This window comes from Kiritimatiellia bacterium (assembly GCA_018001225.1).
Classification (GTDB): domain Bacteria; phylum Verrucomicrobiota; class Kiritimatiellia; order CAIQIC01; family JAGNIJ01; genus JAGNIJ01.
Map to the genome: position 1 here is coordinate 39887 of JAGNIJ010000022.1, position 26557 is coordinate 66443.

Annotated in this window: 25 protein-coding genes; 15 read left to right on the forward strand and 10 right to left on the reverse strand. The window is 68.2% G+C overall.

From position 1 onward, the window contains the following. Complete coding sequence (gene hpt, locus KA248_08845; GenBank protein ID MBP7830009.1) at window positions 1–552, reverse strand: hypoxanthine phosphoribosyltransferase; 552 nt, start codon at window positions 550–552, stop codon at window positions 1–3. A gap of 32 nt (window positions 553–584) precedes the next feature. Further along, window positions 585–1013, reverse strand: coding sequence for a response regulator (locus KA248_08850; protein ID MBP7830010.1), 429 nt, complete (start codon window positions 1011–1013; stop codon window positions 585–587). A 185-nt stretch (window positions 1014–1198) separates the two neighbouring features. Here KA248_08850 and KA248_08855 point away from each other — a divergent pair, with 185 nt between their 5' ends. From KA248_08855 to KA248_08905, 11 genes are all read left to right on the forward strand, one after another. Further along, window positions 1199–1495 (forward strand): hypothetical protein, encoded by a 297-nt coding sequence (locus KA248_08855; protein ID MBP7830011.1) that lies wholly within the window; start codon window positions 1199–1201, stop codon window positions 1493–1495. Further along, window positions 1492–2847 carry an electron transport complex subunit RsxC gene (gene rsxC, locus KA248_08860; protein ID MBP7830012.1) on the forward strand — a complete coding sequence of 452 codons (1356 nt, stop codon included), beginning with the start codon at window positions 1492–1494 and terminating at the stop codon, window positions 2845–2847. The genes KA248_08855 and rsxC overlap by 4 nt, the downstream gene beginning before the upstream one ends. Window positions 2848–2909: 62 nt before the next feature. Next, a complete protein-coding gene (locus KA248_08865) occupies window positions 2910–3278 on the forward strand; it encodes a four helix bundle protein (protein ID MBP7830013.1) in 369 nt (122 codons plus the stop codon). Window positions 3279–3350: 72 nt separating this feature from the next. Then, window positions 3351–4358, forward strand: a complete 1008-nt coding sequence (locus tag KA248_08870) for an RnfABCDGE type electron transport complex subunit D (GenBank protein ID MBP7830014.1) — start codon at window positions 3351–3353, stop codon at window positions 4356–4358. Window positions 4359–4367: 9 nt separating this feature from the next. Then, the gene (locus tag KA248_08875) at window positions 4368–4922 is read left to right on the forward strand and encodes an FMN-binding protein (GenBank protein ID MBP7830015.1); all 555 of its coding nucleotides are present in this window, start codon (window positions 4368–4370) and stop codon (window positions 4920–4922) included. Between the two features lie 148 nt (window positions 4923–5070). After that, window positions 5071–5733, forward strand: a complete 663-nt coding sequence (gene rsxE, locus KA248_08880) for an electron transport complex subunit RsxE (protein ID MBP7830016.1) — start codon at window positions 5071–5073, stop codon at window positions 5731–5733. Then, window positions 5730–6464 (forward strand): RnfA-Nqr electron transport subunit, encoded by a 735-nt coding sequence (locus KA248_08885; GenBank protein ID MBP7830017.1) that lies wholly within the window; start codon window positions 5730–5732, stop codon window positions 6462–6464. The genes rsxE and KA248_08885 overlap by 4 nt, the downstream gene beginning before the upstream one ends. Window positions 6465–6473: 9 nt before the next feature. Continuing rightward, window positions 6474–7388 carry an RnfABCDGE type electron transport complex subunit B gene (locus tag KA248_08890; protein MBP7830018.1) on the forward strand — a complete coding sequence of 305 codons (915 nt, stop codon included), beginning with the start codon at window positions 6474–6476 and terminating at the stop codon, window positions 7386–7388. A gap of 36 nt (window positions 7389–7424) precedes the next feature. Then, the gene (locus tag KA248_08895) at window positions 7425–8294 is read left to right on the forward strand and encodes a sulfide/dihydroorotate dehydrogenase-like FAD/NAD-binding protein (GenBank protein MBP7830019.1); all 870 of its coding nucleotides are present in this window, start codon (window positions 7425–7427) and stop codon (window positions 8292–8294) included. A gap of 92 nt (window positions 8295–8386) precedes the next feature. Further along, complete coding sequence (gene gltA / locus KA248_08900) at window positions 8387–9793, forward strand: NADPH-dependent glutamate synthase (protein MBP7830020.1); 1407 nt, start codon at window positions 8387–8389, stop codon at window positions 9791–9793. A gap of 26 nt (window positions 9794–9819) precedes the next feature. Next, window positions 9820–10998, forward strand: coding sequence for a M23 family metallopeptidase (locus tag KA248_08905; GenBank protein MBP7830021.1), 1179 nt, complete (start codon window positions 9820–9822; stop codon window positions 10996–10998). Window positions 10999–11365: 367 nt separating this feature from the next. On the opposite strand, the gene KA248_08910 is transcribed toward KA248_08905, so the two are convergent. The 8 genes from KA248_08910 to KA248_08945 all read right to left on the reverse strand — a co-directional run bounded on the left by KA248_08910 (window position 11366) and on the right by KA248_08945 (window position 20568). Continuing rightward, complete coding sequence (locus KA248_08910; protein ID MBP7830022.1) at window positions 11366–12127, reverse strand: 4Fe-4S dicluster domain-containing protein; 762 nt, start codon at window positions 12125–12127, stop codon at window positions 11366–11368. Window positions 12128–12140: 13 nt separating this feature from the next. Then, entirely contained in the window at window positions 12141–13658 is a 1518-nt protein-coding gene (locus KA248_08915) for an NADH-quinone oxidoreductase subunit C (GenBank protein MBP7830023.1), read from the reverse strand. Then, window positions 13655–15091, reverse strand: coding sequence for an NADH dehydrogenase FAD-containing subunit (locus KA248_08920; protein MBP7830024.1), 1437 nt, complete (start codon window positions 15089–15091; stop codon window positions 13655–13657). Before KA248_08920 ends, KA248_08915 begins: the two co-directional genes overlap by 4 nt. A gap of 10 nt (window positions 15092–15101) precedes the next feature. Further along, complete coding sequence (locus KA248_08925) at window positions 15102–15731, reverse strand: hydrogenase (GenBank protein MBP7830025.1); 630 nt, start codon at window positions 15729–15731, stop codon at window positions 15102–15104. Window positions 15732–15738: 7 nt separating this feature from the next. Next, window positions 15739–16650, reverse strand: coding sequence for an NADH-quinone oxidoreductase subunit H (locus tag KA248_08930; GenBank protein MBP7830026.1), 912 nt, complete (start codon window positions 16648–16650; stop codon window positions 15739–15741). Next, window positions 16647–18599 carry a hypothetical protein gene (locus KA248_08935; GenBank protein ID MBP7830027.1) on the reverse strand — a complete coding sequence of 651 codons (1953 nt, stop codon included), beginning with the start codon at window positions 18597–18599 and terminating at the stop codon, window positions 16647–16649. The genes KA248_08930 and KA248_08935 overlap by 4 nt, the downstream gene beginning before the upstream one ends. Then, window positions 18596–19297, reverse strand: coding sequence for a PTS sugar transporter subunit IIA (locus KA248_08940; GenBank protein ID MBP7830028.1), 702 nt, complete (start codon window positions 19295–19297; stop codon window positions 18596–18598). Before KA248_08940 ends, KA248_08935 begins: the two co-directional genes overlap by 4 nt. Before the next feature lie 290 nt (window positions 19298–19587). Further along, window positions 19588–20568 carry a helix-turn-helix domain-containing protein gene (locus KA248_08945; protein MBP7830029.1) on the reverse strand — a complete coding sequence of 327 codons (981 nt, stop codon included), beginning with the start codon at window positions 20566–20568 and terminating at the stop codon, window positions 19588–19590. A 157-nt stretch (window positions 20569–20725) separates the two neighbouring features. Between KA248_08945 and KA248_08950 the strand changes: the two genes are divergently transcribed. The 4 genes from KA248_08950 to KA248_08965 all read left to right on the forward strand — a co-directional run. Then, a complete protein-coding gene (locus KA248_08950) occupies window positions 20726–21679 on the forward strand; it encodes a hydrogenase small subunit (GenBank protein MBP7830030.1) in 954 nt (317 codons plus the stop codon). A 43-nt stretch (window positions 21680–21722) separates the two neighbouring features. Then, window positions 21723–23159, forward strand: coding sequence for a nickel-dependent hydrogenase large subunit (locus KA248_08955; protein MBP7830031.1), 1437 nt, complete (start codon window positions 21723–21725; stop codon window positions 23157–23159). A gap of 2 nt (window positions 23160–23161) precedes the next feature. Continuing rightward, window positions 23162–23638 (forward strand): hydrogenase maturation protease, encoded by a 477-nt coding sequence (locus KA248_08960; protein ID MBP7830032.1) that lies wholly within the window; start codon window positions 23162–23164, stop codon window positions 23636–23638. After that, window positions 23635–26557, forward strand: a 2923-nt coding sequence (locus KA248_08965; protein MBP7830033.1) for a DUF2271 domain-containing protein, incomplete at its 3' end; no start/stop codon positions are given. The genes KA248_08960 and KA248_08965, both read left to right, overlap by 4 nt.

A 26557-nucleotide genomic window follows, 5' to 3' on the forward strand; every position in this document is an offset into this window, starting at 1 on the left:
TCAGGCGGGCGTGTCGAGGAACGTCACCCGGGCAATGTACGGCAGTTCCCGGTAGTGCCCGTCGTAGTCGAGCCCGTAGCCGACCACGAAGTGGTTCTCCACCACGAACCCCACGTGGTCGGCCTCGCAGGGCACGATCCGGCGCGAGGGCTTGTCCAGCAGCGTGCACGTCCGCACGACGGCCGCGCCCTTCTCCCCGATCCATTGCCGGGCGAAGGAAAGCGTGCGCCCGGTGTCCAGGATGTCGTCCACCAGCAGCACGTGCGCGCCGCGCACGTCGAGCGTGATGTCCTTGGTCACCCGGACCCGCCCCGAGGACTCCGTGCCCGAGCCGTAGCTTTCGAGCGTGATGAAATCGATGCGCGGGTGGATGTCGTGCCGGTAGAGGAGCCGCACGAGATCGGCCAGGAACATAAAGCTGCCGCGGAGGATGCCGATCATCACGAAGTTCTCCGCCCGGCAGTCGCCCGCCAGCGTGTCCACGAGCGCGTCCAGCCGGCGGGCGATCGTTTCCGCGGTGAACAGGATCTCGTGAATGTGATGGGGTCGCATGACCGGGTCCGGCAAGGCGATGCCCGCGACGGCTATTTCCCCGTCGATTCCTGGGCCTTGGCGTTCAGCAGGTCGGCTCGAACCTCGTCCGCCGTCTTGTGGCGCTCCACGTTGCGCACGCAGTCCAGGATGGCGCTGCTGGACGCGGGTTTCACGAGGTAGGCCTTCGCGCCCAGGGACATGATCTCGTTGATCACGCCTTCATCATCCTGGACGGACATCACGACCACGTGAAGCCCCGGGAACTTCCGGTGGATGATGCCGAGGACCGTGGCCCCGTCCATGTCCGGCATGATCAGGTCGAGGAAGACGATGTCGTAGCGGTTCTGACCGAGCTTCTCGATGCCCTCGTGGCCGTTGCGCGCCGTGTCGCAGGCGATGCCCTCGGCGAAAAAAAGGGTCTTGAACAGCGTGAGGACCTCGCTGTTGTCGTCGATAATGAGTGCCGATACTTTTTTCATGTCCATCTTTAACAAAACCGCCGATCCGCCAAGGCCAGCCAAGCCAGTCTTCCTACAGGCCGCGCCACGGCAACGCAATGATAAAACACCGCCTTCCTGTTTTCCTACAAAAAACGAACAGGCTCGATGCGGCCCGGCGTTTTTTTCTTGTATCCGGCGCCCGGAACGCTAGACATATGGGCCCGATGAGCCAGCCCCCAAAAACCGGCCCGGCCGCGTGCGGCGGACACTGCGACCAGTGCGCCGCGGCCCCCTTTGCCGGGGCCGCCGACGAGCCGGACGCCCTCTCCGGAGGACGCATGGTGCTGGCCTCCTCCTTCGTTTTTCTCCTGCCCCTGGCCACGGCCATAGCCGGGGCCGCCTGGATTCGAAACGATCCGGCTCGCCAGCTAACCGCGGCGCTGGCCGGCTTCGCCGGGGGCGTGGTCGCGGCCGCCCTCCTCACCCGGCTCCTTCGCCGGCCGCGCAAGGCGGGTTCATGATCGCGACCCCTTCCAGCGCGCAGGGGCCGGGAACGTTCGCCCGCGGCATCCATCCCCCTGAACGCAAAGGCTTTGCGGCGGAAGCGGCCATCGAGGTGATGCCGAATCCCGCCCAGGTGGCCATCCCCCTGCTCCAGCATACGGGCGCGCCCTGCGAGCCGCTGGTGAAGGTCAAGGACGAGGTCGCGCTGGGCCAGAAAATCGGCGAGGGCAAGGGCTTTATCACCGCGCCGGTCCACGCGTCCGTCACCGGCGCCGTGGGCATGCCTTCGGTCACTACGTTGCCGAACGGGAGGCACGTGAAGACGATCCCGATCAAGACGGGCCCAGTCCAGCTTTCCGCGGACGAATTGAAAGCCTCGCTGCTCGGCGGCGACTGGCCGGTCTCGGGCCTGGACGCGCAGGCGCCGGAGCAGATCGCGCAGACGGCCCGGGAGGCCGGCCTCGTGGGCCTCGGCGGCGCGGCCTTCCCGACGCACGTCAAACTGACGCGCAACGAGAAGCGGCCCGTGGACACGCTGCTGCTCAACGGCTGCGAGTGCGAGCCCTACCTGACCGCGGACTACCGCCTGATGATCGAGTTCCCGCGCCCCATCGTCACCGGCGCGCTGCTGGCGGCCCGCGCGACGGGCGCGCGGCAGATCGTCATCGCCGTCGAGGACAACAAGCCGGCCGCCATCGCGGCCCTGCGCCAGGCCGCCGAGGGCACGGGCGTCGAGGTCCGCGTGATGGAGACGCGCTACCCCATGGGCGGCGAGCGGCAGGTGATCCCGGCCGCGCTGGGCCGCGAGGTGCCGACCGGCGGCCTGCCTCTGGACGTCGGCGTCGTGGTCATGAACGTCGGGACCTCCGCCGCGCTCGCCGCGGCCGTGCTGCGCGGGAAAGCGCTGACGCACCGCGTGGTCAGCGTCACCGGCGCGGGCATCGCGCAGCCGAAGAACGTCCTGGCGCCCATCGGCGCCAGCTACAAGGACCTGATCGATTTCTGCGGCGGGCTCAAGCCGGACGCGGCGCGCGTCATCGCGGGCGGCCCGATGATGGGCTTCGCGCTGAACGACCTGAACATCACCGTCACCAAGGGCACCAGCGGCATCACGGTCCTGACCCACGCCGACCTGAAAGCCGTCGAGGAAACGGCGTGCGTCCGCTGCGGGCGTTGCGTGGATGTCTGCCCGCTGAACCTGGTTCCCACGCGCCTGGCCCTCGCCTCGCGCTACCAGGACTGGGACATGGCCCGGCGCTACCACCTCATGGCCTGCTGCGAGTGCGGCTGCTGCGCTTATGTTTGCCCGGCGGCGATACCGCTGGTCCAATTGATGCGCATGGGGAAAGCCCAATTGCCCAAAGAATAAATTCGAATATCGAATGTCGAAATTCGAAACAATATCGAAAGCGGAAAATTCAAAAGGCGGAAATGACTCAAGGGAGTAATAAGCCTTACGATCTGGAAGCGAGGACCGAAGCGTTTGCCAAGGCTGTAAGATTATTCGTGAAGAGGCTCCCGGATATCCCGGTCAACTGGGAGGATATTAAGCAGGTATTGCGTTCATCCGGTTCGGTGGGGGCGAACTACATCGAAGCCAACGAGGCCCTGGGGAAGAAGGATTTCCTGATGAGGATCAGGATATGCCGGAAAGAGGCCAAAGAAAGTGGATACTGGCTGCGGTTGCTGGATGCGGGCGGAGACGCGGCTCTGGAGCAAGAACAGCCGACGCTTGTGAATGAATCCGTGGAATTGATGAGGATTTTCGGAGCGATCCTCCGCAAGAGCGAAGATAAATAGAGTTTTGACCATTGCTTTTTTCGGCGTTTTGAATTTGTTTCGGATTTCGATATTCGGATTTCGGATTTAATCATGGCCAGCGAGACACAGACCGCCGAACCCTCCGCCGCGGTGGCCGCTCCCGCGATTCACATCGCGCCGGCCCCGCACCTGTTCGGCGGGGCGCTGACGACGCGGGGCATGATGTTCGACGTGCTGCTGGCGCTCCTGCCGGTCCTCGTCGCCGCGCTCTGGCAGTTCCGGCTCTACGCGGTGTTCCAGTTGGTCATCTGCATGGTCAGCGCGGTCGCCGCCGAGGCGCTCTTCACCGCCATGCGGAAGAAGCCCATCCTGGTCCGCGATGGTTCGGCGCTGGTCACCGGCGCGATCCTGGCGTTCTCGCTCCCGGCGAAGGCTCCCTGGTACGCGGGCGCGGTAGGCTCGTTCGTCGCGATCGGCCTGGGCAAAGTGATCTTCGGCGGCGTCGGCCAGAACATCTTCAACCCGGCGATGCTCGGGCGCGCGTTCGCGATGATCGCCTTCCCGGCCGCGCTGGGCGCCTCGGCGTACGTGGCGCCGGACGCCGCGATCGACGGCCTGACGCACGCGACGCCGCTGACCGCGTTGAAGATGCTGGGCCAGGGCACCGGCCTGCTGCCCCTTTTCCTCGGCACGACCAACGGCTCGATCGGCGAGACCAGCGCCCTCGCCTGCCTGCTCGGCGGCGCCTACCTGTGCCTGCGGCGGACGGCCTCGTGGGAAATCCCCGCCGGCGTCATTCTTTCCTCGGCGGCCATCGGCCTGCTGGTCCAGCTCTTCAGCCCGGTGGCCGGGTGGACCGTGCTCCACGAACTGTGCGGCGGCGCGCTGCTGTTCGGCGCGTTCTACATCGCGACGGACCCCGTCTCCAGCCCGCTCGCGCCGCGCGGGAAGTTCGTCTTCGGGTTGGGCGTCGGCGCCCTGGTGATGCTGATCCGCAAGTTGAGCGGCTATCCCGAGGGCGTGATGTTCTCGGTGCTGATCATGAACGCGCTGGTCCCTCTGATCAACCGGGCGACGATCCCGGTGCCGGTCGGGGGACCGGTTCCGGTGAAGAAGTAAATCCGAATGATGAAAAACAGCTACATAGGCCAGGCCTGGCTGGTGATCGTGCTGGCGCTCGCGTTCGGCGCGGCGCTGGCCGGCGTCCAGGCGGCGCTCTCGCCGAAGATTGCCGCCAACAAGCTGAACGACACGTTGAGCCAGATCCCGGCCCTTGTGCCCGGCGCGACGACGGGCCAGCCGGAGACGATCGGCGGCCAGGCCGTCTATCGGGCGATGAACGACCAGGGCGAGCAGGTCGGCTGGGTCATCTCCGCCCGCGGCCTCGGCTTCGCGGACATCCTGGACCTGCTGGTCGGCCTGAACCAGGACCTGACGCGGGTCACGGGGCTGTACGTCCTGGAACAGAAGGAAACCCCGGGACTCGGCGACCGGATTACGGAACCGGCCTGGCGCGACCAGTTCAAGGGCAAGCCGACAGCGCCCGAACTGTCCGTGACCAAGGCGGCGCCGCAGTCGGACAGCGAGATCCAGGGGGTCACCGGCGCGACGATTTCCTCGGGCAGCGTGGTGGGACTGGTCAACGGCGCCGTGGCGCGCTTCCGGGAGGCGCTGAAAGAATAAGGGATGGCGGCTTGCTTCGCCCGATGGGATGACAGGGCCCATTGCGCAGGCATCTCCGGCGGCAGAGCGCCGGAGCTACAAAGGACTGTAGTTCCGCCGCTCTGTCGGCGGAAAGGGAAAGGAACGGCGGGACTAACCCGCCCGAGCCATGAGCAACGACGGACCGACAGCGTTGGAGCGGTTTCTCAACGGGATCATCCCGGAGAACCCGATCTACCGCCAGATCCTGGGCATCTGCCCGACCCTGGCGGTGACCAACACGATGGAAGGCGCGATGACCATGTCCGGCGCCGTCGCGTTCGTGCTGATCTGCTCCAACATCCTGATCAGCCTGATCCGCGGCCTGCTCAAGCCGCACCTGCGCATCCTGGTCTTCACCCTGACCATCGCGACGTTCGTGACCATCGCGGACAAGATTCTCGCGGCGTTCATGTACGACATGAGCAAGCAGCTCGGCCCGTACATCCCGCTGATCATCGTCAACTGCGTGATCATCGCGCGCTGCGAGATCTGCGCCTCGAAGCAGGGGATCGGCACGGCCGTCAGCGACGCCGTCGGGCAGTCACTCGGTTTCACCCTGGGCCTGGCGACGATCGCCAGCGTGCGCGAGATCCTGGGTTTCGGCACGTGGTTCGGCAAGTGGCTGGGCTGGCGGGTGATCCCGGTGACCGCCCCCGAGCACTGGTCCACCTGGGTGATCATGATCCTGCCCCCGGGCGCGTTCATCACCCTCGGCCTGCTGATGGGCGTGATGAACTGGATCGAGGCAAAACACAGTGCGCGGGCCAAGAAAGCGGTGGTGGCGGCATGAGCTACATCGCGTCTCTCCTCGTCCTGGCGATCACGACCGCGCTGATCAACAACATGGTTTTCCACTTCTTCGTGGGAAACTGCCCGTTCATCGGCGTCTCCCGCAAGCTGGACATGGCCTTCGGCATGGGCGCGGCGGTGACGTTCGTCACGACCATCGCCGCGGCGTTGAGCTGGGTGGCCACCTACTTCGTCATGGCCCCCGGCGCGCCGCTGGCGACGTGGCTGTACCGCGCCCTGACCCACGACCCGGCGCGCGTCAGCGACTTGAGCATCCTGAGCTACATCGCCTACATCTTCCTGATCGCGTGGGCGGTGCAGCTCGTGGAGATGTACGTGCGCAAGTTCTTCCCGGCGCTCTACAAGGCGTTCGGCGTGTTCCTGCCGCTGATCACGACCAACTGCGTCATCCTCTTCGTCTGCCTCGAGATCATGAAGCACATCGGCGCGGGCGCCGCGGACCCGTGGGGCCTGGACAAGGCGCTGGTGTACGCGTTTTTCGCGGGCGCCGGCTTCCTGGTCGCCATCGTGATCATGGCCGGCATCCGCGAGGAGCTGGACCACTGCGACGTGCCGAAGCCCCTGCGCGGGCCGGGCATCACGCTCATCATCGCCGGCATCCTGTCGCTGGCCTTCATGGGCCTGACCGGCGTGGACAGCAACCTGGCGAAAATGATCAAAAAGACACCGCCGCCCCCGGCGGAGTCCGCCCCATCCACCATTAACCATTAACCATTCCCCATGGACCCCACGATCATGCTTCTGGCGGGCGGGACGATGCTGGTGATGGCGATCGTCGCCGGCTACACGCTGGGATGGGCCAACAAGGTGTTCCACGTCGCGGTCGACCCGCGCATCGAGGCCATCAACGCCGCGCTGCCCGGCGCGAACTGCGGAGGATGCGGCTGCGTCGGCTGCATGAGTTACGCCGAGGCCGTCGCGGGCGGGAAGATCGCGCCGGACAAGTGCACCGTCGGCGGCTCCAGCTGCGCCCAGGCGATCGCGAAGATCATGGGCGTGGACCTGAAGCCCTCGTGGCCGTACCGTCCCGTGGTCCACTGCCGCGCCCATTACGCGGAGCGGCTCGGCCGGGCGGATTACCGCGGCGAGAAGACCTGCACGGGCGCCAACCTCGTGGGCGGTGTGCAGGGCTGCACCTACGGCTGCCTGGGGTTTGGCGACTGCGTCGCGGCCTGCGAGTTCGATGCCATCCACGTCGTGGACGGGCTCGCGACGGTGGACTACGACAAGTGCGTCGGCTGCGGCGCCTGCGAGAAGGCCTGCCCGCGCCACATCATCTCCATGACCCCGTTCAAGTCGCAGCGCATCATCGCCGTGGGCTGCTCGAACCTGGACATGGGCAAGGACGTCAAGGCCGTCTGCAAGATCGGCTGCGTCGGCTGCATGGCCTGCTCCAAGGCCAGCCCGATCTTCAAGATGACCGAGGGCAAGATCCCGCGCATCAATTACGACGAGTACGACCCGGAGAACATGGACGCCACACTTGTTGCCGTGAAGAAGTGCCCGGTGAAGAACCTGATTTACGTCGGCCAGCCGACCCCCGAGCACGTCGAGGCGGTGAGGGACCAGGAAAAGCCGAAGATCGTCCAGGTGGACTTCAAGACCACCGTGGACCAGGCCGAGTGGCGGGGATAATCCGGCGGCGGCCGTTCCCAGGCGGGCCCAGCGGGGATGAATACTATCCTGAAAAAACAGCAGTTGGCCGAGGAGGTTTTTCTCCTCGAGGTCGGCGCGCCCCTCATCGCCGGGGAGCGCAAGCCCGGCCAGTTTGTCATCCTGCAGCTCGACAGCGACTACGGCGAGCGCGTCCCCCTGACCATCGCCGACGCGGACGAGAAGGCCGGCACGATCACGCTAATCTTCCAGGCCGTGGGCAAGTCCACGCACGAACTGGCCGAGATGCACGAGGGCGACCGGATCGCCAACCTGGTCGGCCCGCTCGGGCACCCGACGCACATCGAGAAGTTCGGCAGCGTCGTCTGCGTCGGCGGCGGGATCGGCGTCGCCCCCCTCCACCCCATCGCCCAGGGCATGAAGCAAGCGGGCAACCGGCTGATCGTCATCCTCGGGGCGCGGACGCGCGGCCTGGTGGTGCTGGAAGACCGGATGCGTGCGCTGGCCGACGAACTGATTGTCTGCACGGACGACGGCACGTACGGCCGGAAGGCGCTGGTCACCGAGCCGCTCAAGGAAATCTGCGGCCGGAACCCGAAGCCGGACCTCGCCGTGGCCATCGGCCCGCCGGTCATGATGAAGTTCTGCGCCGAGACCACGCGCCCGTTCGGCATCCCGACCATCGTTTCGCTCAACTCCATCATGATCGACGGCACGGGGATGTGCGGCGGCTGCCGGGTCAGCGTCGGCGGCCAGACGAAGTTCACCTGCGTGGACGGCCCGGAATTCGACGGGCACCAGGTGGATTTCGACAACCTGATGAAGCGCCTGCAGGCCTACCGGCGGCAGGAGAAGGAAGACCACGCGCGCTGCCACCTGGAAGAGGAAGTGGAGCGGCTGCGGTCGACGGTTTGGAAAAAACCGTGAGTGAAGTCTCTCCAGGGGCCTTGCGCGAGGCAGCGGCGAAGAGCCTGGCCGGACTCGAGGCCCGCGCCGGGGCCCTGAAACCCCGCGACCGGATGGCGATCCCGCCGCAGGAGATGCCCTCCCAGCCGCCCGCGGACCGGCGGCGCAACGTCGCCGAGGTCGCGCTCGGCTACTTTCCGGAGCAGGCGCGGCTGGAGGCCCTGCGTTGTCTCCAGTGCAAGAACGCCCCGTGCGTAGAAGGCTGCCCGGTGCGGATCGATATTCCCGGCTTCATCCGGGCCATCGCCGAAAACGACTTCGCGAAGGCGGTGGCGATCATCAAGCAGAGCTCCCTGCTGCCCGCCGTTTGCGGGCGCGTCTGTCCGCAGGAAACGCAGTGCCAGGAGCCCTGCACCCTCGGCAAGTCGCTCAAAGACGTGGACAAAGCCGTCAGCATCGGCCGCCTCGAGCGGTTCGTCGCGGACTGGGAGCGCGAGACGGGCCGGCTTCAGCCCCCCGCGGTCAAGCCGCCGACCGGCCGCAAGGTGGCGGTCATCGGCAGCGGTCCGGCCAGCCTCGTGGTGGCGGCCGACACACGCCGCGAGGGCCATGCCGTGACGCTGTTCGAGGCGTTCCACAAGCCCGGCGGCGTAATGATCTACGGTATCCCGGAGTTCCGCCTGCCCAAGGCGATCGTCCAGGCCGAGATCGACACGCTGACCGCGATGGGCGTCGAGTTCTGGCCCAACTTCGTCGTCGGCCGCACGCGCAAGCTGAAGGACCTACTGGAGAAGGACGGCTACCACGCGGTGTTCGTCGGCACCGGCGCGGGGCTGCCCCGGTTCATGGAGATCGAGGGCGAGAACCTGATCGGCGTTTTCTCGGCCAACGAGTACCTGACGCGGATCAACCTCATGCGCGCCTACGACCGCCGGCGGGCGGACACGCCGATGCTGGAGGCGCGCTGTGTGGCCGTGCTGGGTGGCGGCAACGTGGCCATGGACGCCGCTCGAATGGCCTTGCGCCTGGGCGCGGTGGAAGTCCATCTCGTCTACCGGCGCACCGAAAAAGAGATGCCCGCGCGCGTGGAGGAGGTGCGCCACGCGAAGGAGGAGGGCGTCGAGTTTCACCTCCTCCAGAACACGACGCGCATCCTGGGCGACGACTACGGCCGCGTCGCGGGCCTCGAATGCCAGCGTTGCGAGTTGGGCGAACCCGATGAGTCGGGCCGTCGGCGCCCCGTGACGATTCCGGGCAGCGAGTTCGTATTGCCCTGCGACATGGTCATTGTCGCCATTGGGAACGAATCCAACCCGCTGATCCGCCAGACGACGCCGGACCTCAAGGTGGACGAACGCGGGCGCATCGTCGCCGACGAGAACGGCCGGACCTCGATCGCGGGCGTGTACGCGGGCGGCGACATCGTGCTGGGCGCCGCGACGGTGATCCTGGCCATGGGCCAGGGCCGCATCGCGGCGCGGTCCATCAACGAAGACCTGGCGGGGAAGACGCCGGCCTGATCTACCGGACGTTCCCGGGCGACATCATGCATCTTCCCCTCCACGAATTGCGTCATCGTCCCACGTCGTCCGCAGCGCCGGCGCCGCGTCGCCGGCGCGGGTTGAAGCATCTGGCCTGGATCGTTCCCCTGGTGATCTTCGACATCTGGTTCTTCGGGTGCCGCCGGGGCGGCGGATGTGCGCCGCGGCCTCCCGAGGAGGAGCCGGCCGCGATCCTCGAGAAGGAAGTGCCGCCGGAGACGCCTCCGCCCTGGGCGGGCCTCGTGTATCCCACGGATCAGAAGGCGCTTCTGGACGCCGGGGCGCTGGGGGTCTACCAGCCCACGGCATCGGGCAACCCCGAATCGGCGATGTACGGCTCGGTCCGGACGGGCTCCCGGGGCCGGCGGCTGGTGCCGACCTTCCACGAAGGGCTGGATATTGCCGCGCTCCGGCGCGATGCACAGGGCCGGCCGCTCGACCGGGTGCGGACGGTAGCCGACGGCGTCGTGGCGCACGTCAGCCGGTTCGGCGGGAATTCCAACTACGGCATCTACGTCGTGGTCCGGCACGACGATCCGATAGGCCGGGTCTTCACGCTGTATGCGCACCTGTTGAGCCTGGCGCCGGGAATCCAGCCGGGCTCCGTGGTGAAGGCCGGCGATGAACTGGGCCGGATGGGCAACACGTCGTCGTCGCCCATTCCCATGGCCCGCGGACATCTTCATTTTGAGATCGGCCTGATCTTGAACGGCCAGTTCGGGAACTGGTTCCGCGCCAAGAAGCTCAAACCTGATCACGGCGTGTATCACGGCTGGAACCTGCTCGGCCTGAACCCGCTGGATTTCCTGCGCTTCCAGAAGGAACGGCCCGAAGCCTCGTTCCTCGACTTCGTGGCGACGGTCCCGTCGGCGTTCGACATCCTGCTCGCGGCGCGTCGGAAGCCTGACTTTTTCGATCGCTATCCCGCGCTGTGGAGCGGCGAGCCGCCGGGCGGCGCGGTCGTGCTGGCCTGTTCCGAGAACGGCGTACCCCTGCGCGGCCGCGCGGCCACGGCCGCGGAGCGCGAGCAGTTGGGCAAATTAAAATCCCGGATCGTCCGGGTCCACGACGAGGTCTTGGGCCGCAACGGCAGTCGCCTGGTCACCCGCCGCGCCGGGGTATGGGTGCTGGCCGAGGCCGGCGAGCAGTGGCGGGAAATGCTGCTGTATCCTGCCGTGCCGTAGCCGGGGCCCATGAGTTCAATTCAGGCGGCCCGCAAGCCCGGTCGGACCTAACTCCGGCGGGAAGGCCGCCGGCGCGGTCGGGGGGAGCTATCGTACCAAATCCGGGTGAAGGCGGGTAGATTTCGGGCTCGCAGGAGCTCGCTCCTCCATGATTCCTGCCACTGGAGGGCGGAGCTCCCGCCTTCGCGCAAGGGCTACGGCGGGCAAGCTTGCGACGCCGTTCGTACCGACTCTCACCCGTACCTGGTATCACGCACTGCAGGGTGTGATCGTAATTTCAGCATATTATAATCTGCGTTATTACTTCGCCCTTATGATGATGTAGAAGAAGTATTCCACACCTTGCAAGGTGTGGAATCGTTTGCGATTACCGGATGCGTCCCAGCAGGCGAAGAAGACCGTCGAGGATCGTGAACGGGTGCGGCGGGCAGCCCGGGATGAACAGGTCCACCGGGACCAGGCCGGCGGCGCCGTTGTGAACCTCGGCGTGGTCGGCATAGGGTCCCCCGGCTATCGCGCAGGATCCCACCGCGATCACGAGCTTCGGCGCGGGCACGGCCTCCCATGTCTTCAGCAGCGCGGTCCGCATGTGGGCTGGGACCGGACCGGTAATCAACAGCCCGTCCGCGTGCCGGGGCGACGCGACGAACTGGACGCCGAAACGACCCAAATCGAAAAACGGCGTGTTCAGCACGTTCGTGTCCGCCTCGCACGCGTTGCACCCGCCCGCGCTGACCTGCCGCAGCTTGAGCGAACGCCCGAACAGCCGCCGCATCCGCGCGTCCAGGGCCTCGACCTGGCCCTCCCGCGGACCGCCGAGCACGAGATCCTCTTTCCGCCGGGCGGACATGGCGTACTCGCCCGTGAACCGGATCGCGTCCGCCGGGCAGGCCGCCGCGCACTCACCGCAGAACAGGCATCGGCCCAGGTCCAACGTCATGCGCCCGGCGGAGTCCATCCGCAACGCGCCGGTCGGGCATACTGCCGCGCATCGACCGCAATCCGCCGCGCAACGGGTGAAATCCACCTCGGGCCGGCCCTGGTACCGATCGGATAACCGCGGCTCGGTCGGCGGGAAGGGCCGCGTCCGGTGCTTCTGCTGTATCCGGGCCTCGATGATTTTCAGCATGGCGTTGCCCTTGTCATAGATCGTGCCCGCAGTACGAAAGGTTGAAACTCTTGTTGCAGAGCGGGAAATCGGAAATCGGCTGGCCGCGCAGCGCGAGAGCCAGCCCGAACCAGTTGTGGAAGGACGGATCCACGACCTTATACCGCCGGAACCGCCCGGCCGCGTCCGTCAGGGCCGCATGGCAGATTTCGCCGCGCCAGCCCTCGACCATCGTGACGACGAACGATCCCGGCCGGAGCGGTCCGGACCCCGCGCGGAGTTCGCCCGGCGCGAGGGCCTTGAAGACATCGCGGATGAAGCCGGCGGAACGCTGGATCTCCAGCCAGCGCACGTACGCGCGCGCTTGTACGTCGCCGCCGGGCGCCGTGGAGATCGGCACCTGCACGAAACGATAGGCGCCCGATGGGAAATCGACGCGGACATCGCGCTCCCGGCCCGAGGCCCGCGCCGCGGGGCCCACGAGCCCGATCTCCAGCGCCGCCTGCTCGGGCACGACGCCGGTTTCCTCGAACCGCGCGCGGACGGAATTGGTATCCCACAGCAGGTTGACCGCGACCGCGCCGTCCGTCATCGCCTGCTCGAATCGCCCGGACATCTCCTGCAGACGCGCGGGCTCCAGATCGAACGCCACGCCGCCCGGCCGCACGAGGCGGCGCCCGAACCGGTTGCCGCACAACAGCGCGGTCAGGTTCAGGAAATCGCCGCGGATGCGCCCGCAGTAGGCCGACGTCGGCAGGTAGCCGACATCCGCCGCCAGCGCGCCGAGGTCGCCGGTATGATTGGCCAGCCGTTCCAGCTCCAGGGCCAGGGCGCGCAGGAGCTGCGCCCGCGCGGGCACGCGGCAGCCCGCCAGGGCCTCGACCGCCTGGCTGTACGCCGTCGCGTGCCCGAGCGTCGTGTCCCCGGCCAGCGTCTCGGCGTAGTGGATGGACCGCGCGTCCGGTCCGCCCGCGAGCGCCCGCTCGAGGCCGCGGTGCTGGTAGCCCAGCGAGATCTCGAGGTGGTAGACCTCCTCGCCGTGGCACTGGAACCGGAAGTGCCCGGGCTCGATGATCCCCGCGTGGACCGGGCCGACGGCCACCTCGTGGACCTCCTCGCCGTCCATGCGGAAAAACCGCGTTACGCAAGGCTGGATTTTCGCCGCCGCGCACTCGGGCAGCACCGGCGCGGCGTCGCGGAGCGGGCGGTGAAAACGCACCGGCTTGAGCCAGGGATGGCCCTCCGGGCGGATCGCCCACTGCTCGGCGATCTCGCGCTCGAACAGGTGCGCCTGCGGGCACGCGGGCGTCAGGGCTGGGTACGCGTGGCCGGGGTCTGCGCACAGAACTTCGAGCGTCGAAGCCGGGTCGCGGGCCAGGACGGCCGTCAGGCGGACCCGTCCGTCAGGCTCGCGGTGGCCGAAGAGGGAACTGATCCGCGCGCGGGCGTCCACGGCATCGAGGATCGCCTCGCGCCACTCGGGCACCGGCAGCACCGGCAGGCGGTCGGCGGCCACGGCCTCGCCGTTGCGAAGGAGCAGCCCGCCGCTCATGGCGCGCCTCCCAGGGTCCGCGCGGCCCGGGCCAGGACCTCCGCTAACGGCGCGGGCAGCCAGAGCCCCAGCGCCAGGGAAGCCAGCAGGAGAACGAGGGACGGCAGGACCGCGCCCCAGCGTTCGCGGACGGGGCTGCGGCTCCCGGGCGCAGGCCCGAAGACCATCGGCAGCATGCGGGCGGACATGGCGACGAAGATCATCGCCAACAGGACGGCCAGCAGGCCCGCCAAGCCGATGTACCCGTCCTGCACGGCGGAGCGAAGCAGGAGAAACTTGCCGACGAATACGCCGAACGGCGGGAAACCGGCGATCGCGAACAGGCCCAGCAGCCAGAGCCGCGCCGTTCGCGGCGCCACGCGCAGCGCCCCGCGGACGTCCTCCACGGCCTTCGACCCGTACACCGTCAGCAGGTTGCCCGCCAGCAGGAACAGCGCCGCCTTGACGAGCGAGTGATTCAGCGCGTGGAACAGCGCCGCGTACGGCCCGCTCCCGCCGAGGCCGATCCCGATCGCGAGCAGGCCCATGTGCTCCACGCTGGAGTACGCCAGCAGCCGCTTGAAGTCCGCCTGGCGCACGATGAAGACCCACGCCAGCGCGACGGATAGAAAACCGAGCACGAGAAACGCGCCCGCGTCGAAGGCCTGCAGGCCGGCCGCGACGACGACCTGGCGCACCCGCAGCAGGCCGAGGAACGCGCAGTTCAGCAGCGCGCCGGAGAGCAGCGCGGAGACCATCGAGGGGGCCTCGCTGTGCGCGTCCGGCAGCCATGTATGCATTGGCGCCAGGCCCATCTTGGTCCCGTACCCGACGAGCAGGAGCAGCGCGGCGGCTTGCAGCCAGGCCGGGTTCAGTCCGGCCGCGCGCCGGACCAGTTCGTCCACCGACAGGCTCGCGAGACCCGCCCCCTCCCCCGCGACGGAAAGGGAGAAGGTGCCGAGCAGGGCCAGCGCGATGCCGACCGAGCAGAGGATCAGGTATTTCCACGTCGCCTCGAGCGAGCGCGCGTCCCGGTGGTAGTAGATCAGCGGGGCGCTGGCCAGGGTCGTGGCCTCGACGGCAACCCAGAGCAGGCCGAAGTGGCGGCTCAACGTGACGAGCGTCATGCTGGCCAGGAACAGCAGCGCGCAGCCGGCGAAGAGCGGCTCGCCCATCGTGCGCGCGTCGCGGTCGCGCCCGCGCAGGTAGCCCGGCGCGTAGATCGCCGCGGCGAGAAACAGGGCGCTCGCGATGGAGAGGAACAGCAGGCCCGTATCGTCCAGGGCCAGCCAGTTCGGATGGGCGGACCCCGGGCGGACGAGCCACGCCGCCGCCGTCAGCATCGCGTGCGCGGCGGCCCCCGCGGGCAGCAGGAACCGCGCCGCGCCGGGCCGGCGCCAGGCCAACGCCAGCGCGCCCGCCGCGGCGGGGACAAGAAGCAGGGCGTAAAGCAGCATGGCCATTTCAGTCCCGTAATTGCGTCAGCTGGTCCGCGTCCAGGCTCTCCACGTCGCGCTGGATATGGAACATCGTGATGCCCATGACGAAGACCGCGACCAGCAGGTCCAGCAGCACGCCGAGTTCCACCAGCAGCGGCTCGTCGCGCACGGCGACGACGCCGAAGAGGTAGATGCCGTTTTCCATGACGAGGTACCCGAGCGCCTGCGTCACGGCCTTCTTGCGGCTGACGATCAGGAACAGCCCGGCGAACATCGAGAAGAACGCGACCGGCACGAACAGCGGGCCCGGCAGGCCGGGCAGCGGCAGCCGCCGACCGAGCCAGAACGACACGCCGAGCGCGGCCAGGCCGATGGCGAGGGAGAGATTGTAGCCGACGTACGGCTCCATCTCGCGCCGGATCTCGCTCTCGCGGATCGCCCGGAAGATCAGCCACGGGAAGACCCAGCCCTTGATCGCGGCGGTGAAGAGCGCGAAGAGGATGCCGAGCAGCGTGATGTGATCCTGGCGACCGACCACGGCGAGCAGGCCCAGCAGAATCCCCTGCGCCGCGACCCAGCGGACACAGGCGTGGATCCGGCTCGAGACCAACAGCCGCAGGTTCGTCAGCAGGATGAGGATGAGGAGGGTGTTCATCGCGGCATCATCCGGCGGCCAGCAGCAGGAATCCCACGAGCGCCAGCGCGGCCGCCCCAAGCAGCAACTGCGGCACACGGGCCAGCCGCAGCCGCGCCATGGCCGACTCGACCGCGCCGACGAGCGCGGCGACCATCGCCATGGCGGCGAGGCTCGCCGCAAGGCCCACGGCCGGCGGCCCGCCGTGGATCGGCAGCACGCCGACGACCAGCGCCGCGAACAGCCAGAGCTTCAGCGCGGAGGCATACAACACCAGGGCGAAGTCCGGGCCGCCGTGGTCGAGGACCATCACCTCGTGAATCATCGTCAGCTCGAGGTGCGTGTTGGGATCGTCCACGGGGATCCGGGCGTTCTCGGCCAGCAGGACCAGGACCAGCGCGATCAGCAGCAGCGCCATGGACGGCGTTTCGGCCCGCCAGAGGTCCGGCGTTACGCGGCCCAGCATGTCCGAGAGCGATCCCGCCTGCGTGCCGTGGGCCAGCGCGGCCAGCACGACGAACAGGGCCGGCTCCGCCAGCGCGGAGAAGAACACCTCGCGGCTAGCGCCCATGCCCTCGAACGCGGAGCCCGTGTCCATCGCCGCCGCGACGAGGAAGAAGCGCGCGACGCCCAGCACGTAGAGCGCGAGGATGAAATCCCCGCGGAACGCGAAGACCGCGGGCGTTCCGCCGAGCGGGACCAGCAGGAGCGCGGCCGTCACCGCCGCGACGCCCACCACGGGCCCCGCGCGGAACAGCCAGGACGTCGTGGCGCTATAGACCGCGCCCTTCCGGGATAGTTTGAGCAGGTCGTAATAGAGTTGGAGCACCGGCGGGCCCTGCCGTCCGGCGAAAAGGGCCTTGACCTTGTTGATGAGCCCGAACAGCAGCGGCGCCAGCGCCAGCGCAGCCAGGACCGGGATGAAGCCGGACGCGTTCATCGGGTGCCCAGGCTCCAGGCGAGCAGCGCCAGCAGCGTCAGCGCGACGTACAGGACATAGAGGTGCACGTTCCCGTGCTGTACCCGCCGGAGCGGCGCGAGCAGCCGGGCGCCGAGCGCGGCCAGCGGCCGGTACGCAAAGCGATGGAAGAAATCCGGCGCGTGCGAAATGAACGAGGCCCGCGCGGGGAAGTAGCCGTTTGGACGTTCGATGTGCCGCTCGGCGCGCAGGACCGGGTCCAGGAACTCCGTCAGCGGCTGGGCCATGGACGAGCCGGTGTACTGCATGGTTACCGAGGGCGCCGCGTAGCCGCAGTCCCACGTGACGCCCTGCGCAACCGGCTTGCCCGCCAACCGGCGCAACCGCCAGAGCGCGGTCAACCATACCAGTCCGACGAACAAAGCCATCACGCCGGTCGCCGTGCCGAGGGCCGCAAGCGCGTCACCGAGCGCGGCGGCCTGGAAGGCGGCGTCCGGCCGCCGGGCCAGGATGGACTCGAAGGCCGGGAACAGCCGGGTCGCGCCGAGGCCGATCGCCAGGCAGAGCGCGGCCAGTAGCAGCATGGGCGCTTTCATCGCCGGCCCCGGATCGCGCGCGGGTTGCGGCCGGGCCTCCCGGGCGTGGCCGAGAAACACGACGGTGAACGCCTTGGCGAAGCAGGCCAGGGCCAGGCCGCCGATGGCCGACAGCGCGACGAGGATCGCCAGCCCGCCCCATACCGGGCCCTGGGCCGAAGCGGTGGCGCCCTGGAACGCGCCCAGGTACACGAGGAACTCGCTCGCGAACCCGTTGAACGGCGGCAGGCCGCAGATCGCCAGCGCGCCCGCAAGGAACGCCGCGGCGGTAACGGGCATCGCCTTGACCAGGCCGCCGAGCCGGTCGAGGTCCCGCGTCCCCGTCGCGTGCAGGACCGAGCCGGCGCCCAGGAAAAGAAGGCTCTTGAAGAGCGCGTGGTTCAGCACGTGGAACAGGCCGCCGGCGAATCCCGCGGCCGCCATCGCGGGCAGACCGTAGCGCACGCCCAGCAGGCCGACGCCCAGGCCGAGCATGATGATGCCGATGTTTTCCACGCTATGGTAAGCCAGCAGCCGCTTGAGATCGTGCTGGGCCAGCGCGTAGATCACGCCGAGCAGCCCGGAGGAAATCCCGATGGCCGTAAACCACCAGCCCGCCGCGGCCGGGACGGGGCCCAGCAGCCCAAGCAGCCGGACCAGCCCGTAGATGCCCATCTTGATCATCACGCCGGACATCACCGCGGACACGTGACTGGGCGCGGCGGGGTGCGCCTCGGGCAGCCACGTGTGGAGGGGAATGAAGCCCGCCTTTGTGCCGAACCCGACCAGCCCCAGCGCGAGGATCCAGCCCCCGCGGCCGGCGGCCGAGAAGCAATCGAAATCCAGCGAGCCGGCGGACGCGCCGAGGAGGATGAACATGATCAGCAGCGCGGCCGTGCCGAGCTGCGACGCGGCGAGGTACGTCCAGCCCGCCGCCCGCACGGAATCCTTTTCGTCCTCGAGCATGACCAGGCCGAACGAGCTCAAGGCCATCCCCTCCCACGCCACGAGGAAAAGCAGGGCGTTCCTCGACAGCACCACGAGGACCATGCAGGCGGTCAGCAGGTTGAACAGCGTCGCCGCGAGCGGCGCGCGCGGATGACGGCCCAGGTACTCGACCCCGTACACGGCGGCCAGCGCCGTGACGATCCAGACCGGCGCCAGGAAAAACGCGCCCAGCGCGTCCAATTCGAGGGAAAGCGAGCCGCCGGGAATCGACCATGGCAACCGGAACGATTCCGCCGCGGCGCCTCCGAGGAGTTGAAAGCAGGGAACAAGGCCGGCCACGGCGCCGGCGACCGCGCCGGCCGCGCCGAGCCAGCGAAGGCGCGGCAGGGCCAGGGCCAACAGGCCGGAGGCCAGCAGAATCCCGATGGCCCACAACGAGGAAGTCATGCCGGCGGCTCCTGCGCCGGCGCGGGGGCGGACAGCGAATCCTCCACCTTCCGCGCGGCATCCAGGATCTCGTCCCGGCTTCCCTGTCGCAGCAGGATCTCCTTGAACCCCGGGTCGCGAAGGCAGAACGAGAGGCGGGAGAGCAGGTGCAGATGTGCGCGTACGGAAGGCGTCACGAGGGTGAACAGCACGAACACCGGTTTCCCGTCCATGGCTTGGAAATCCACCGACTTCTCGAGAAAGCAAAGACAGACGAGCGGCTTGTCCACTTCGACGATCAGCGGGTTGCGCACATGGGGCACCGCGATGCCGTCGCCGATGCCCGTGGACTGCAGCGACTCCCGGGCCAGCAGGGCCTGGTAGAGAAAGTCGCGGTCCGTTGATTCCGGCAGGCGGAGGAGGCTCACGGTCGCCTTCAGGATGGACGCCTTGTCGGCGCCCTCGATCCGGTAGAAAATACCACCGTTCAGCAGGCCTTCCGACAGCGACGGGATGGCGACCTCCGGTCCATTTTCCTGGAAAAGTGTCGGCGAGAAATTGACCTTCTTGGCCGTGGCCCATTCAAAAAGGAGCGCGCGGTTGATGCGATACTGTCCTTCGATCCGGTACGCGGGCAGTTTCTGATCCTGAATCCAGCGGTAGACCGTCTTTTCGGCGACGTTGAGAATGGCGGCTGCCTGCTTAACCGTTAGCTGCATGCTGGAAATAGTGAGCAAAAGCAGAGAGAATTGTCAATCTAATATGAAAATAGTCATTGAAATATAATATGTTCTATTATAGAACACATTTTACAGATCATGCATGACGGCTGATACCAGGTACGGGTGAGAGGCGGTACGAACGGCGTCGCAGAGCTCCGCCCTCCAGTGGCAGGAATCATGGAGGGGCGAGCTCCTGCGAGCCCGAAATCTACCCGCATTCACCCGGATTTGGTCTGATACCAGGCCTGGATGAAGAGCTGGGGCGGCTCTTCCGCAGGCATCGTGCGCTACTCCGTCTTTTTCCCGAGGCGCCACGCCCGAGGGGTGATCCCGGTTCCGGCCCTGAACACGCGGGAGAAGTAGTTCGCGTCCGGGAAACCCGAGCGGGCCGCCACCTCGGCAATACTCAACGCGCGGTCCCGCAGGAGCGCCCTGGATCTCTGCAAGCGGGCCTTCATCAGGAAGGCCTTGAAGGTCTGTCCCGCATGCCGCCGGAACAGGGCTGAAAAGTGATTGGGAGTCAGGATCGCAGCCCGGGCGATATCCGCCACCGTGTAGGGGGGCGCCGGATTGGACCGCACAACGGTCATCACCACATCCACCAGGGCCGATCCGGTTTGCCGGTGGAGGTCTTGAAAAGGATGGCTTTTCGTCGCCGGCGCCGCAACGGCTTCCTTCTCTGCCGCGCCCGAATCCGATCGGAATGGCATTCCCGCCATCAGTTCGCCGATAACGGACGCGGCCACCCCGATGACGCTTTTTACCAGGCGTTCCTTCCGGGGCGTCAGATGCGGCAACTTCCCGTAGGCGTCCCGGAGTTTCCTCACGTCCAGGGCAAGTCCCCGGGCGTGCTCGCGAGCTTCGGTCCATCCCCTGGCCCCGCGACCCGGCGCGAAGGCGCAGGAGCCGACGACGAGAAACTCCGGATCCACTGTCCGCCCGGACCGGACCGGCGCGGCGAACACCGCGATGCCGCCGTGGCAGGAGTGCCGGACCAGCCCTCGGTTCCAGGCGGCAACGGCCAGCAGCGACCGGCACGTGCTGCAGCGCTCGCGCCCGCCCTCCGCGCCATGGATCAGGCGGCAGAACTCCGGCAGCGCGATCCCCTCGCCCGCCTCCGCGACCTCCACCTTCTGATCCCTTCCGGGACGGACAAGGACCAGCCCGACGCCCGCCTGCTCGCGCATCAGCGCGTCCAGGGCGCGCACGCTCTCCGTGCGGCAAATCGTCCGCAACCGGCCGCCTTCCGACACAGGGGGCGGGCTCATTTATCGCTCTCGTGTAGAAATATGCTATTAAATAACATGAAGTAAAATTAAACAGGCCACGCTTTCTTTGTCAATCGTAGAATTATGCTATTAACGGCGCCGGGCGGGCGGGTATGTTGACGGCCAGAGAAGAGGGAACCTGTCGACGGGAATGAACATGGACATCACCCGAAGGTCATTTTTAAAGTACTGCGGGCTTTCGGCGGCCGCGATCGGGCTGGACCCGTTCGACCTGGGTCTGCTGCGGCGGGCGCTGGCCAACCCGGCGGCGCCGTCGGTGATCTGGCTGCACGGCAGCTCGTGCACGGGCTGTTCGGTCTCGTTCCTCAACCGCATCTCGAACGTGCCCGGCGAGCCCGCGACGGTCGCGGACGTGCTGACCGGCGCGGTGAACCTGGTGTTCCACGCGACGCTGATGGCCTCGGCGGGCGATTCGGCCATCGCGGAACTGAACCGCGCGTACCACGCGGGCGGCTACGTGCTGGTTTGCGAGGGCGGCGTGCCGACGGCGTTCAACGGCGCGCCGTGCATCGTCTACAGCTACGACGGGCGCGAGGTGACGTACATGGAGGCGGTGCAGCGGTTCGCCGCGCGGGCGGCGTTCCTCGTCAGCGTCGGCACCTGCGCCTCGTTCGGCGGCATCCCGGCCTCCGGCAGCAATCCGACGGGCGTGGTGAGCGTGCAGCAGCTGACCGGGCGGCCGGTCGTCAACATCTCGGGCTGCCCGGCGAACCCGGACTGGGTGGTGTGGGCGATCGTGCAGATCCTGCTCGGGCGGTCGATCGAGCTGGACGATAACGGGCGGCCGGTGGAGCTCTACCGGAAGACCCTGGCCGGCGGGGCGGCGCCGGCGCTGATTCACGACAAGTGCCCGCGGAACAAGTACGTGAACCCGTCGGCGCCCGCGGAGGCCACGAGTTTCGAGGATTGCGACGGGCGCTGCCTGATCCAGCTGGGCTGCCGCGGCCCGACGACGAAGTCGCGCTGCGAGGCCTGCTGGAACGGGATCGCGGGGCAGGGGCGCTGGTGCATCGGCGTCAACGCGCCCTGCCACGGGTGCGTGGAGCCGACGTTCCCGGGGCCGGAGTCGTTTTTCGAGCCGTATGCCTGACGGCCTTCCGGCGGGAAGCGAGAAAGGGAGATACAACATGCCGGTGATTTCGGCGGCGATAGACCCGGTGACCCGGATCGAGGGGCACCTGAAGGTGGACGTGGACGTGGACACGGTGGGCGGCGTCCAGCAGGTGGTGGACGTCCGGACCATCGGCACGCTCTTCCGCGGGTTCGAGAAGGTCCTGGAAAACCGCGACCCGCGCGACGCCCCGAACATCACGTCGCGCATCTGCGGCGTCTGCCCGACCTCGCACGCGATGGCCGCCGTGCTGGCGCTGGACCAGGCGCTCGGGGTCACCCCGCCGACGCCCGCCCGCATCCTGCGGAACCTCGTGCACGGGGCCTGCTACATCGAGTCGGACATCCTGCACTTCTACCTGCTCTGCCTCCCGGATTTCGTCCGCGGCCCGGGCATGGCCCCGTGGCAGCCGGGCTGGGACGTTGGCGGCCGCCTGGACAAGGCGACGGCGGATTTCTTCCTCGGCCACTACCTGCAGGCGATCACGTTCCGCCGGAAGGCCCACGAGATGGGCGCGATCTTCGGCGGCAAGCTGCCGCACACCCCGTCCTACATCGCGGGCGGGTTCACGGCCGTGGCCCGGCCCGCCGAAGTCGCGCAGTTCGGGGCCCTCCTGGACGAGCTCCTGGTGTTCATCCGCGACGTGTACCTGCCGGACGCGGACCGGCTGGCGTCGCTGTTCCCCGAGTACTTCGCCATCGGCCGCGGCTACGGCCACCTGCTGTCGTACGGCGTGTTCGAACTCAATGACGCGGGAACGACGAAACTCCTCCACGCCGGCCGGGCGCTGGACGGCTCGACCTCCACGCTCGCGTTCGACCCGGCGGCGATCTCGGAGCACGTGACGTACTCGTGGTACGAGAACGCCGACAACGACCTCCATCCCTCGGTCGCCGACACCGCGCCGCGGCATCCGAAGGGCGACGCGTACAGCTGGCTCAAGGCCCCGCGCTACGGCGGGACGCCGTACGAGTGCGGACCCCTGGCCCGGATGTGGATGAGCGGCGAGTACACCAACGGGGTGTCGGTGATGGACCGGCACCGGGCGCGGGCGCGCGAGGCGCTGAAGATCGCGCTGGCGATGAAGGACTGGCTGGCCGAGTTGCCGACCGGCGAGAGCAGCTACGCGCCGTGCGCGGTGCCGGCGTCGGGGGCGGGCGTGGGGCTGACCGAGGCCCCGCGGGGCGCGCTCGGGCACTGGCTCGGCATCGGCGGCGGGAAGATCAACCATTACCAGGTCATCACGCCGACCTGCTGGACCATCTCGCCCCGCGACACGGCGGGCCAGTTGGGCCCGCTGGAGAAGGCGCTGATGGGCGTGCCCGTGGCCAACGCGGAGAAACCCATCGAGGTGCTGCGCGTGATTCATTCGGTGGACCCGTGCCTGGACTGCGCGACGCATGTCATGAGGGTTCGCGACCGGAAGATCGTGTGCCGAACCGGCGCCGGCCTGGCGTAACGATGAATAACGACGTGGTCATTCTCGGGGTCGGCAACGTCCTGCAATCCGACGATGGCGCCGGGGTGCGGGCGCTGCGGGCGCTGCAGGCCGACCCGCCGCCGGGCGCGCTCCTCGTGGAGATCGGCGTGGCGATCCTCGACGCCGGGCCGTTCCTGGAAGGGGCGCGGCGGGCGATCATCCTGGACGCCGTCCAGGGCGGCGGGCGGCCGGGCCGGGTGTATGTCCTCGACGCGGACGAGCTCGAAAGCGCCCGGCCGGCCACATCGCTCCACGGGTTCGGGGTCCTGGACGCTTTTCGGCTGCTGTGCCCCGGTTCGGTTCTGCCGCCCGTCGTGATCGTCGGCGTGGAGCCGGCGCGGCTCGGGTACGGGACGAAGCTATCGGCCCCGGTGGCGGCGGCCCTTCCCCGGCTCGTCGAGACGGCCCGCGCCCTCGCCGCCCGGGCCCGCGCCATCGCGGAAGGAGTCTGCGCATGAAGAAAGTTTTGCAGGGCCTGGGCCTGGCCACCGTCTGGCTCGCCGCCGTGACGGCCGGGGCCGTCTCGACCGACGGCGCCGCGACCTTCCGCGTCAGCACCCGGACGTACAGCGGAACGTACTCCCCGAACCACGTGCTGGCGATCTGGGTTACGGACGCGCAGACCAACTTCGTCAAGACGCTCCGGCGCCAGGCCGCGACGCGGCTGCAATACCTGTACCAGTGGCGCGCCGTCTCCCGGAGCAACGTCGTGGACGCCGTCACCGGCGCGACGCTCGGCTCCCACCAGACGCACACGCTGACCTGGAACTGCCGCGACACGAACAACGTCGTGGTGCCCGACGGCACGTACCGCTTTTTCGTGGAATACACCGAGGACAACGCGCAGGGCCCCTGGACCGCGACGAACGTGGTGAGTTTCTACAAGGGCGCCGCCGGCGTCACGTCCTATCCCGCCGCCCAGACGTACTTCACCAACCTGATGATCCTGTACGCGCCGGCGCCCGCGACGAACGTGCCCCTGCCGGGGGTCCTGGAGGCCGAGGACTACACCAGCTTCAGCGACACCACGGCCGGCAACGCGGGCGGCGCCTACCGGTCGGACAACGTGGACATCGAGGCCTGCGCCGAGGGCGGCTACGACGTCTCGTGGATCGCCGCCGGCGAGTGGCTGGGTTTCAGCACGCTGGTCGCGACGACCGGCTACTACGACGTGCGGTTCCGTGTCGCGTCGGCCACGGCCGGGGCCCGGACGCTGCGCCTCGAGGTGGACGGCACGAACGCGAGCGGCGACGTGACGTTCAACACGGGCGGGGCGGGAGGACAGGTGTGGACCAACGCCTGGGCGAGCAACGTCCTGCTGAACGCCGGCGTCCGCGCCATGCGCATCGTGATGGTCAGCTCCGACTTCAGCCTGAACTATGCGGCCATCACCCGGACGCCGGCGCACGACCTGGCGGTGAGCGGGATCGTCACGCCCGGCGTCATCCCGCCCGGCTCCACCACGAACATCACGGTGGTCGCGACCAACCGGGGCGACTACGCGGAATCGTTCACCGTCGTGCTCACCAATGCCACGGACCATTTCCTGGTCGGGTCGCGTTCGGGGATCCCGCTGGCCGCGGGCGGGGGGACCAACGTGGTCTTTTCCTGGAACACGGCCGGCGCGTCGACGGGGTTTCACGTGCTGGTCGCTTCCGCCGGGCCGGTCGCGGGCGAGACGCTGACCGGCAACAACACCGCCACGTCCACGGTCCTGCTGGCGCTGGGCCTCGCGACGAACCGGCTGATCCTCAAGGGCGGGACCTGGCGCTACAGCGACGAGGGGTTGGACCTGTCCGCGACACCCTGGCGCACGGCGGCCTGGTACGACGGGCACTGGCCCCAGGGGCCCGGCGTGCTGGGATTCGGCAACGGCGGCGAGGCCACCCTCTTGGCGAATCCGGCGCCGGTCACCAACGGATTCGTACTGCGCAATCCGGGCTTTGAACTGGCCGGCGCCGCCGGCGCCGCGCAGGCGACCAACTGGGGCGGGGAAACCGTCCATGGCGTCATCATGGGATCCACGTGGGGCAACGCATCGCGCGAGAGTTGGCGTTCGCACGGCGGTTCGTGGATGGCCGCCATCTACAACTGGAGCGGCGGCATGCCCACCGCCGGGTGGTGGCAATCGGTGACCAATGCCCTCGGCGCCGGGTCCGTTTGGACGGCCGGCGTCTGGGCATGGAATGACAACACGGCCGGCGGGATCTTGTTCACGAACGCTTCGCGGTCCTTTTATCTTAGGATAGAAATGTACGACAGCGCGTTCACGCTGGTGTCCCTCGAGCAGATGAATTGCCCTCTTCCGGGGGAGGTCTGGACTCGGTATCAAGTCAGCGCCGTCGCGCCCGCCAACGCGGTTTGGGTGCGGATCGTCTTCGGGGCCGATGGCATGGGCAGCAGCGGGGCTCTTCAATTCGACGACGCGTCCCTGTCGGGCGCCAGGCCCGGCCGCACGACGTGGTACTTCCGACGCGATGCGTTTCTCGACTCGACGCCGTTCTCGGCCACCGTCAACGTCCGACGCGACGACGGGCTCGCGTTGTACGTCAACGGCGCGGAGGTCCTGCGCGACGGCCTTCCGACGAACACGCTGGCGGCGGCCACGCCGGCGACCAACTCGGTCAGCGGGACCGCCGAAACCAACTACATCGGGCGATCCATCGACCCCTCCGCCCTGTCGCCCGGGCGCAACGTGATCGCCGCGGAAGTCCACCAGGGCCCCGGCGGGCAGCCCGCGGTCGAGTCGGTATGGATCAACGAAATCCACTATGACAACACGGGCACCGACACCAACGAGGGCATCGAGATCGCCGGGCCCGCCGGCGCGGACCTCGCGGCCTACCGGCTCGTGCTGTACAACGGCGGGGCGGAAATCTACCGCACCAACGCCCTCTCCGGGATCGTGCCGGCCCAGACCAACAACAGCGGGGTCCTCTGGTTCGGCATCGTCGGCCTGCAGAACGGCGCGGCCGACGGCGTGGCCCTCGTCCGCATCCCGACCACCGTCGTGCAGTTCTTGAGTTACGAGGGAACCATCACCGCCTCGGTCGGCACGGCCGCCGGCATGGTCTCGACGGACATCGGCGTTTCGGAACCGGGCGCGGCCGGCCAGTCGCTCCAGCTCGTCGGCACCGGCGTCTCCTCTTCCGCGTTCACGTGGACCGGTCCGGCCGCGGCGTCCGCCGGCCTCCTCAACAGCGGGCAGGCCATCCCGCCCGCCGAGGCCGACGACCTGGCGTTCGACCTCGAGCTGGTCGCCGTCGTCCCGCTGCTGTCCCTCCAGAGCAGCCTGACACTCTCCTCCCTGCGCGCGCCGGACAACATGCTCGCGGACGACCAGGGAAGCGTCCGCATCGGAATCTCCAATAGCGTGC

Bases quoted from the DNA above. Each gene is read 5' to 3' on its own strand.
- hpt (MBP7830009.1), bottom strand. From the start codon at position 552: ATGCGACCCCATCACATTCACGAGATCCTGTTCACCGCGGAAACGATC.
- KA248_08850 (MBP7830010.1), bottom strand. From the start codon at position 1,013: ATGAAAAAAGTATCGGCACTCATTATCGACGACAACAGCGAGGTCCTC.
- KA248_08855 (MBP7830011.1), top strand. From the start codon at position 1,199: ATGAGCCAGCCCCCAAAAACCGGCCCGGCCGCGTGCGGCGGACACTGC.
- rsxC (MBP7830012.1), top strand. From the start codon at position 1,492: ATGATCGCGACCCCTTCCAGCGCGCAGGGGCCGGGAACGTTCGCCCGC.
- KA248_08865 (MBP7830013.1), top strand. From the start codon at position 2,910: ATGACTCAAGGGAGTAATAAGCCTTACGATCTGGAAGCGAGGACCGAA.
- KA248_08870 (MBP7830014.1), top strand. From the start codon at position 3,351: ATGGCCAGCGAGACACAGACCGCCGAACCCTCCGCCGCGGTGGCCGCT.
- KA248_08875 (MBP7830015.1), top strand. From the start codon at position 4,368: ATGAAAAACAGCTACATAGGCCAGGCCTGGCTGGTGATCGTGCTGGCG.
- rsxE (MBP7830016.1), top strand. From the start codon at position 5,071: ATGAGCAACGACGGACCGACAGCGTTGGAGCGGTTTCTCAACGGGATC.
- KA248_08885 (MBP7830017.1), top strand. From the start codon at position 5,730: ATGAGCTACATCGCGTCTCTCCTCGTCCTGGCGATCACGACCGCGCTG.
- KA248_08890 (MBP7830018.1), top strand. From the start codon at position 6,474: ATGGACCCCACGATCATGCTTCTGGCGGGCGGGACGATGCTGGTGATG.
- KA248_08895 (MBP7830019.1), top strand. From the start codon at position 7,425: ATGAATACTATCCTGAAAAAACAGCAGTTGGCCGAGGAGGTTTTTCTC.
- gltA (MBP7830020.1), top strand. From the start codon at position 8,387: ATGGCGATCCCGCCGCAGGAGATGCCCTCCCAGCCGCCCGCGGACCGG.
- KA248_08905 (MBP7830021.1), top strand. From the start codon at position 9,820: ATGCATCTTCCCCTCCACGAATTGCGTCATCGTCCCACGTCGTCCGCA.
- KA248_08910 (MBP7830022.1), bottom strand. From the start codon at position 12,127: ATGCTGAAAATCATCGAGGCCCGGATACAGCAGAAGCACCGGACGCGG.
- KA248_08915 (MBP7830023.1), bottom strand. From the start codon at position 13,658: ATGAGCGGCGGGCTGCTCCTTCGCAACGGCGAGGCCGTGGCCGCCGAC.
- KA248_08925 (MBP7830025.1), bottom strand. From the start codon at position 15,731: ATGAACACCCTCCTCATCCTCATCCTGCTGACGAACCTGCGGCTGTTG.
- KA248_08930 (MBP7830026.1), bottom strand. From the start codon at position 16,650: ATGAACGCGTCCGGCTTCATCCCGGTCCTGGCTGCGCTGGCGCTGGCG.
- KA248_08935 (MBP7830027.1), bottom strand. From the start codon at position 18,599: ATGACTTCCTCGTTGTGGGCCATCGGGATTCTGCTGGCCTCCGGCCTG.
- KA248_08940 (MBP7830028.1), bottom strand. From the start codon at position 19,297: ATGCAGCTAACGGTTAAGCAGGCAGCCGCCATTCTCAACGTCGCCGAA.
- KA248_08945 (MBP7830029.1), bottom strand. From the start codon at position 20,568: ATGAGCCCGCCCCCTGTGTCGGAAGGCGGCCGGTTGCGGACGATTTGC.
- KA248_08950 (MBP7830030.1), top strand. From the start codon at position 20,726: ATGGACATCACCCGAAGGTCATTTTTAAAGTACTGCGGGCTTTCGGCG.
- KA248_08960 (MBP7830032.1), top strand. From the start codon at position 23,162: ATGAATAACGACGTGGTCATTCTCGGGGTCGGCAACGTCCTGCAATCC.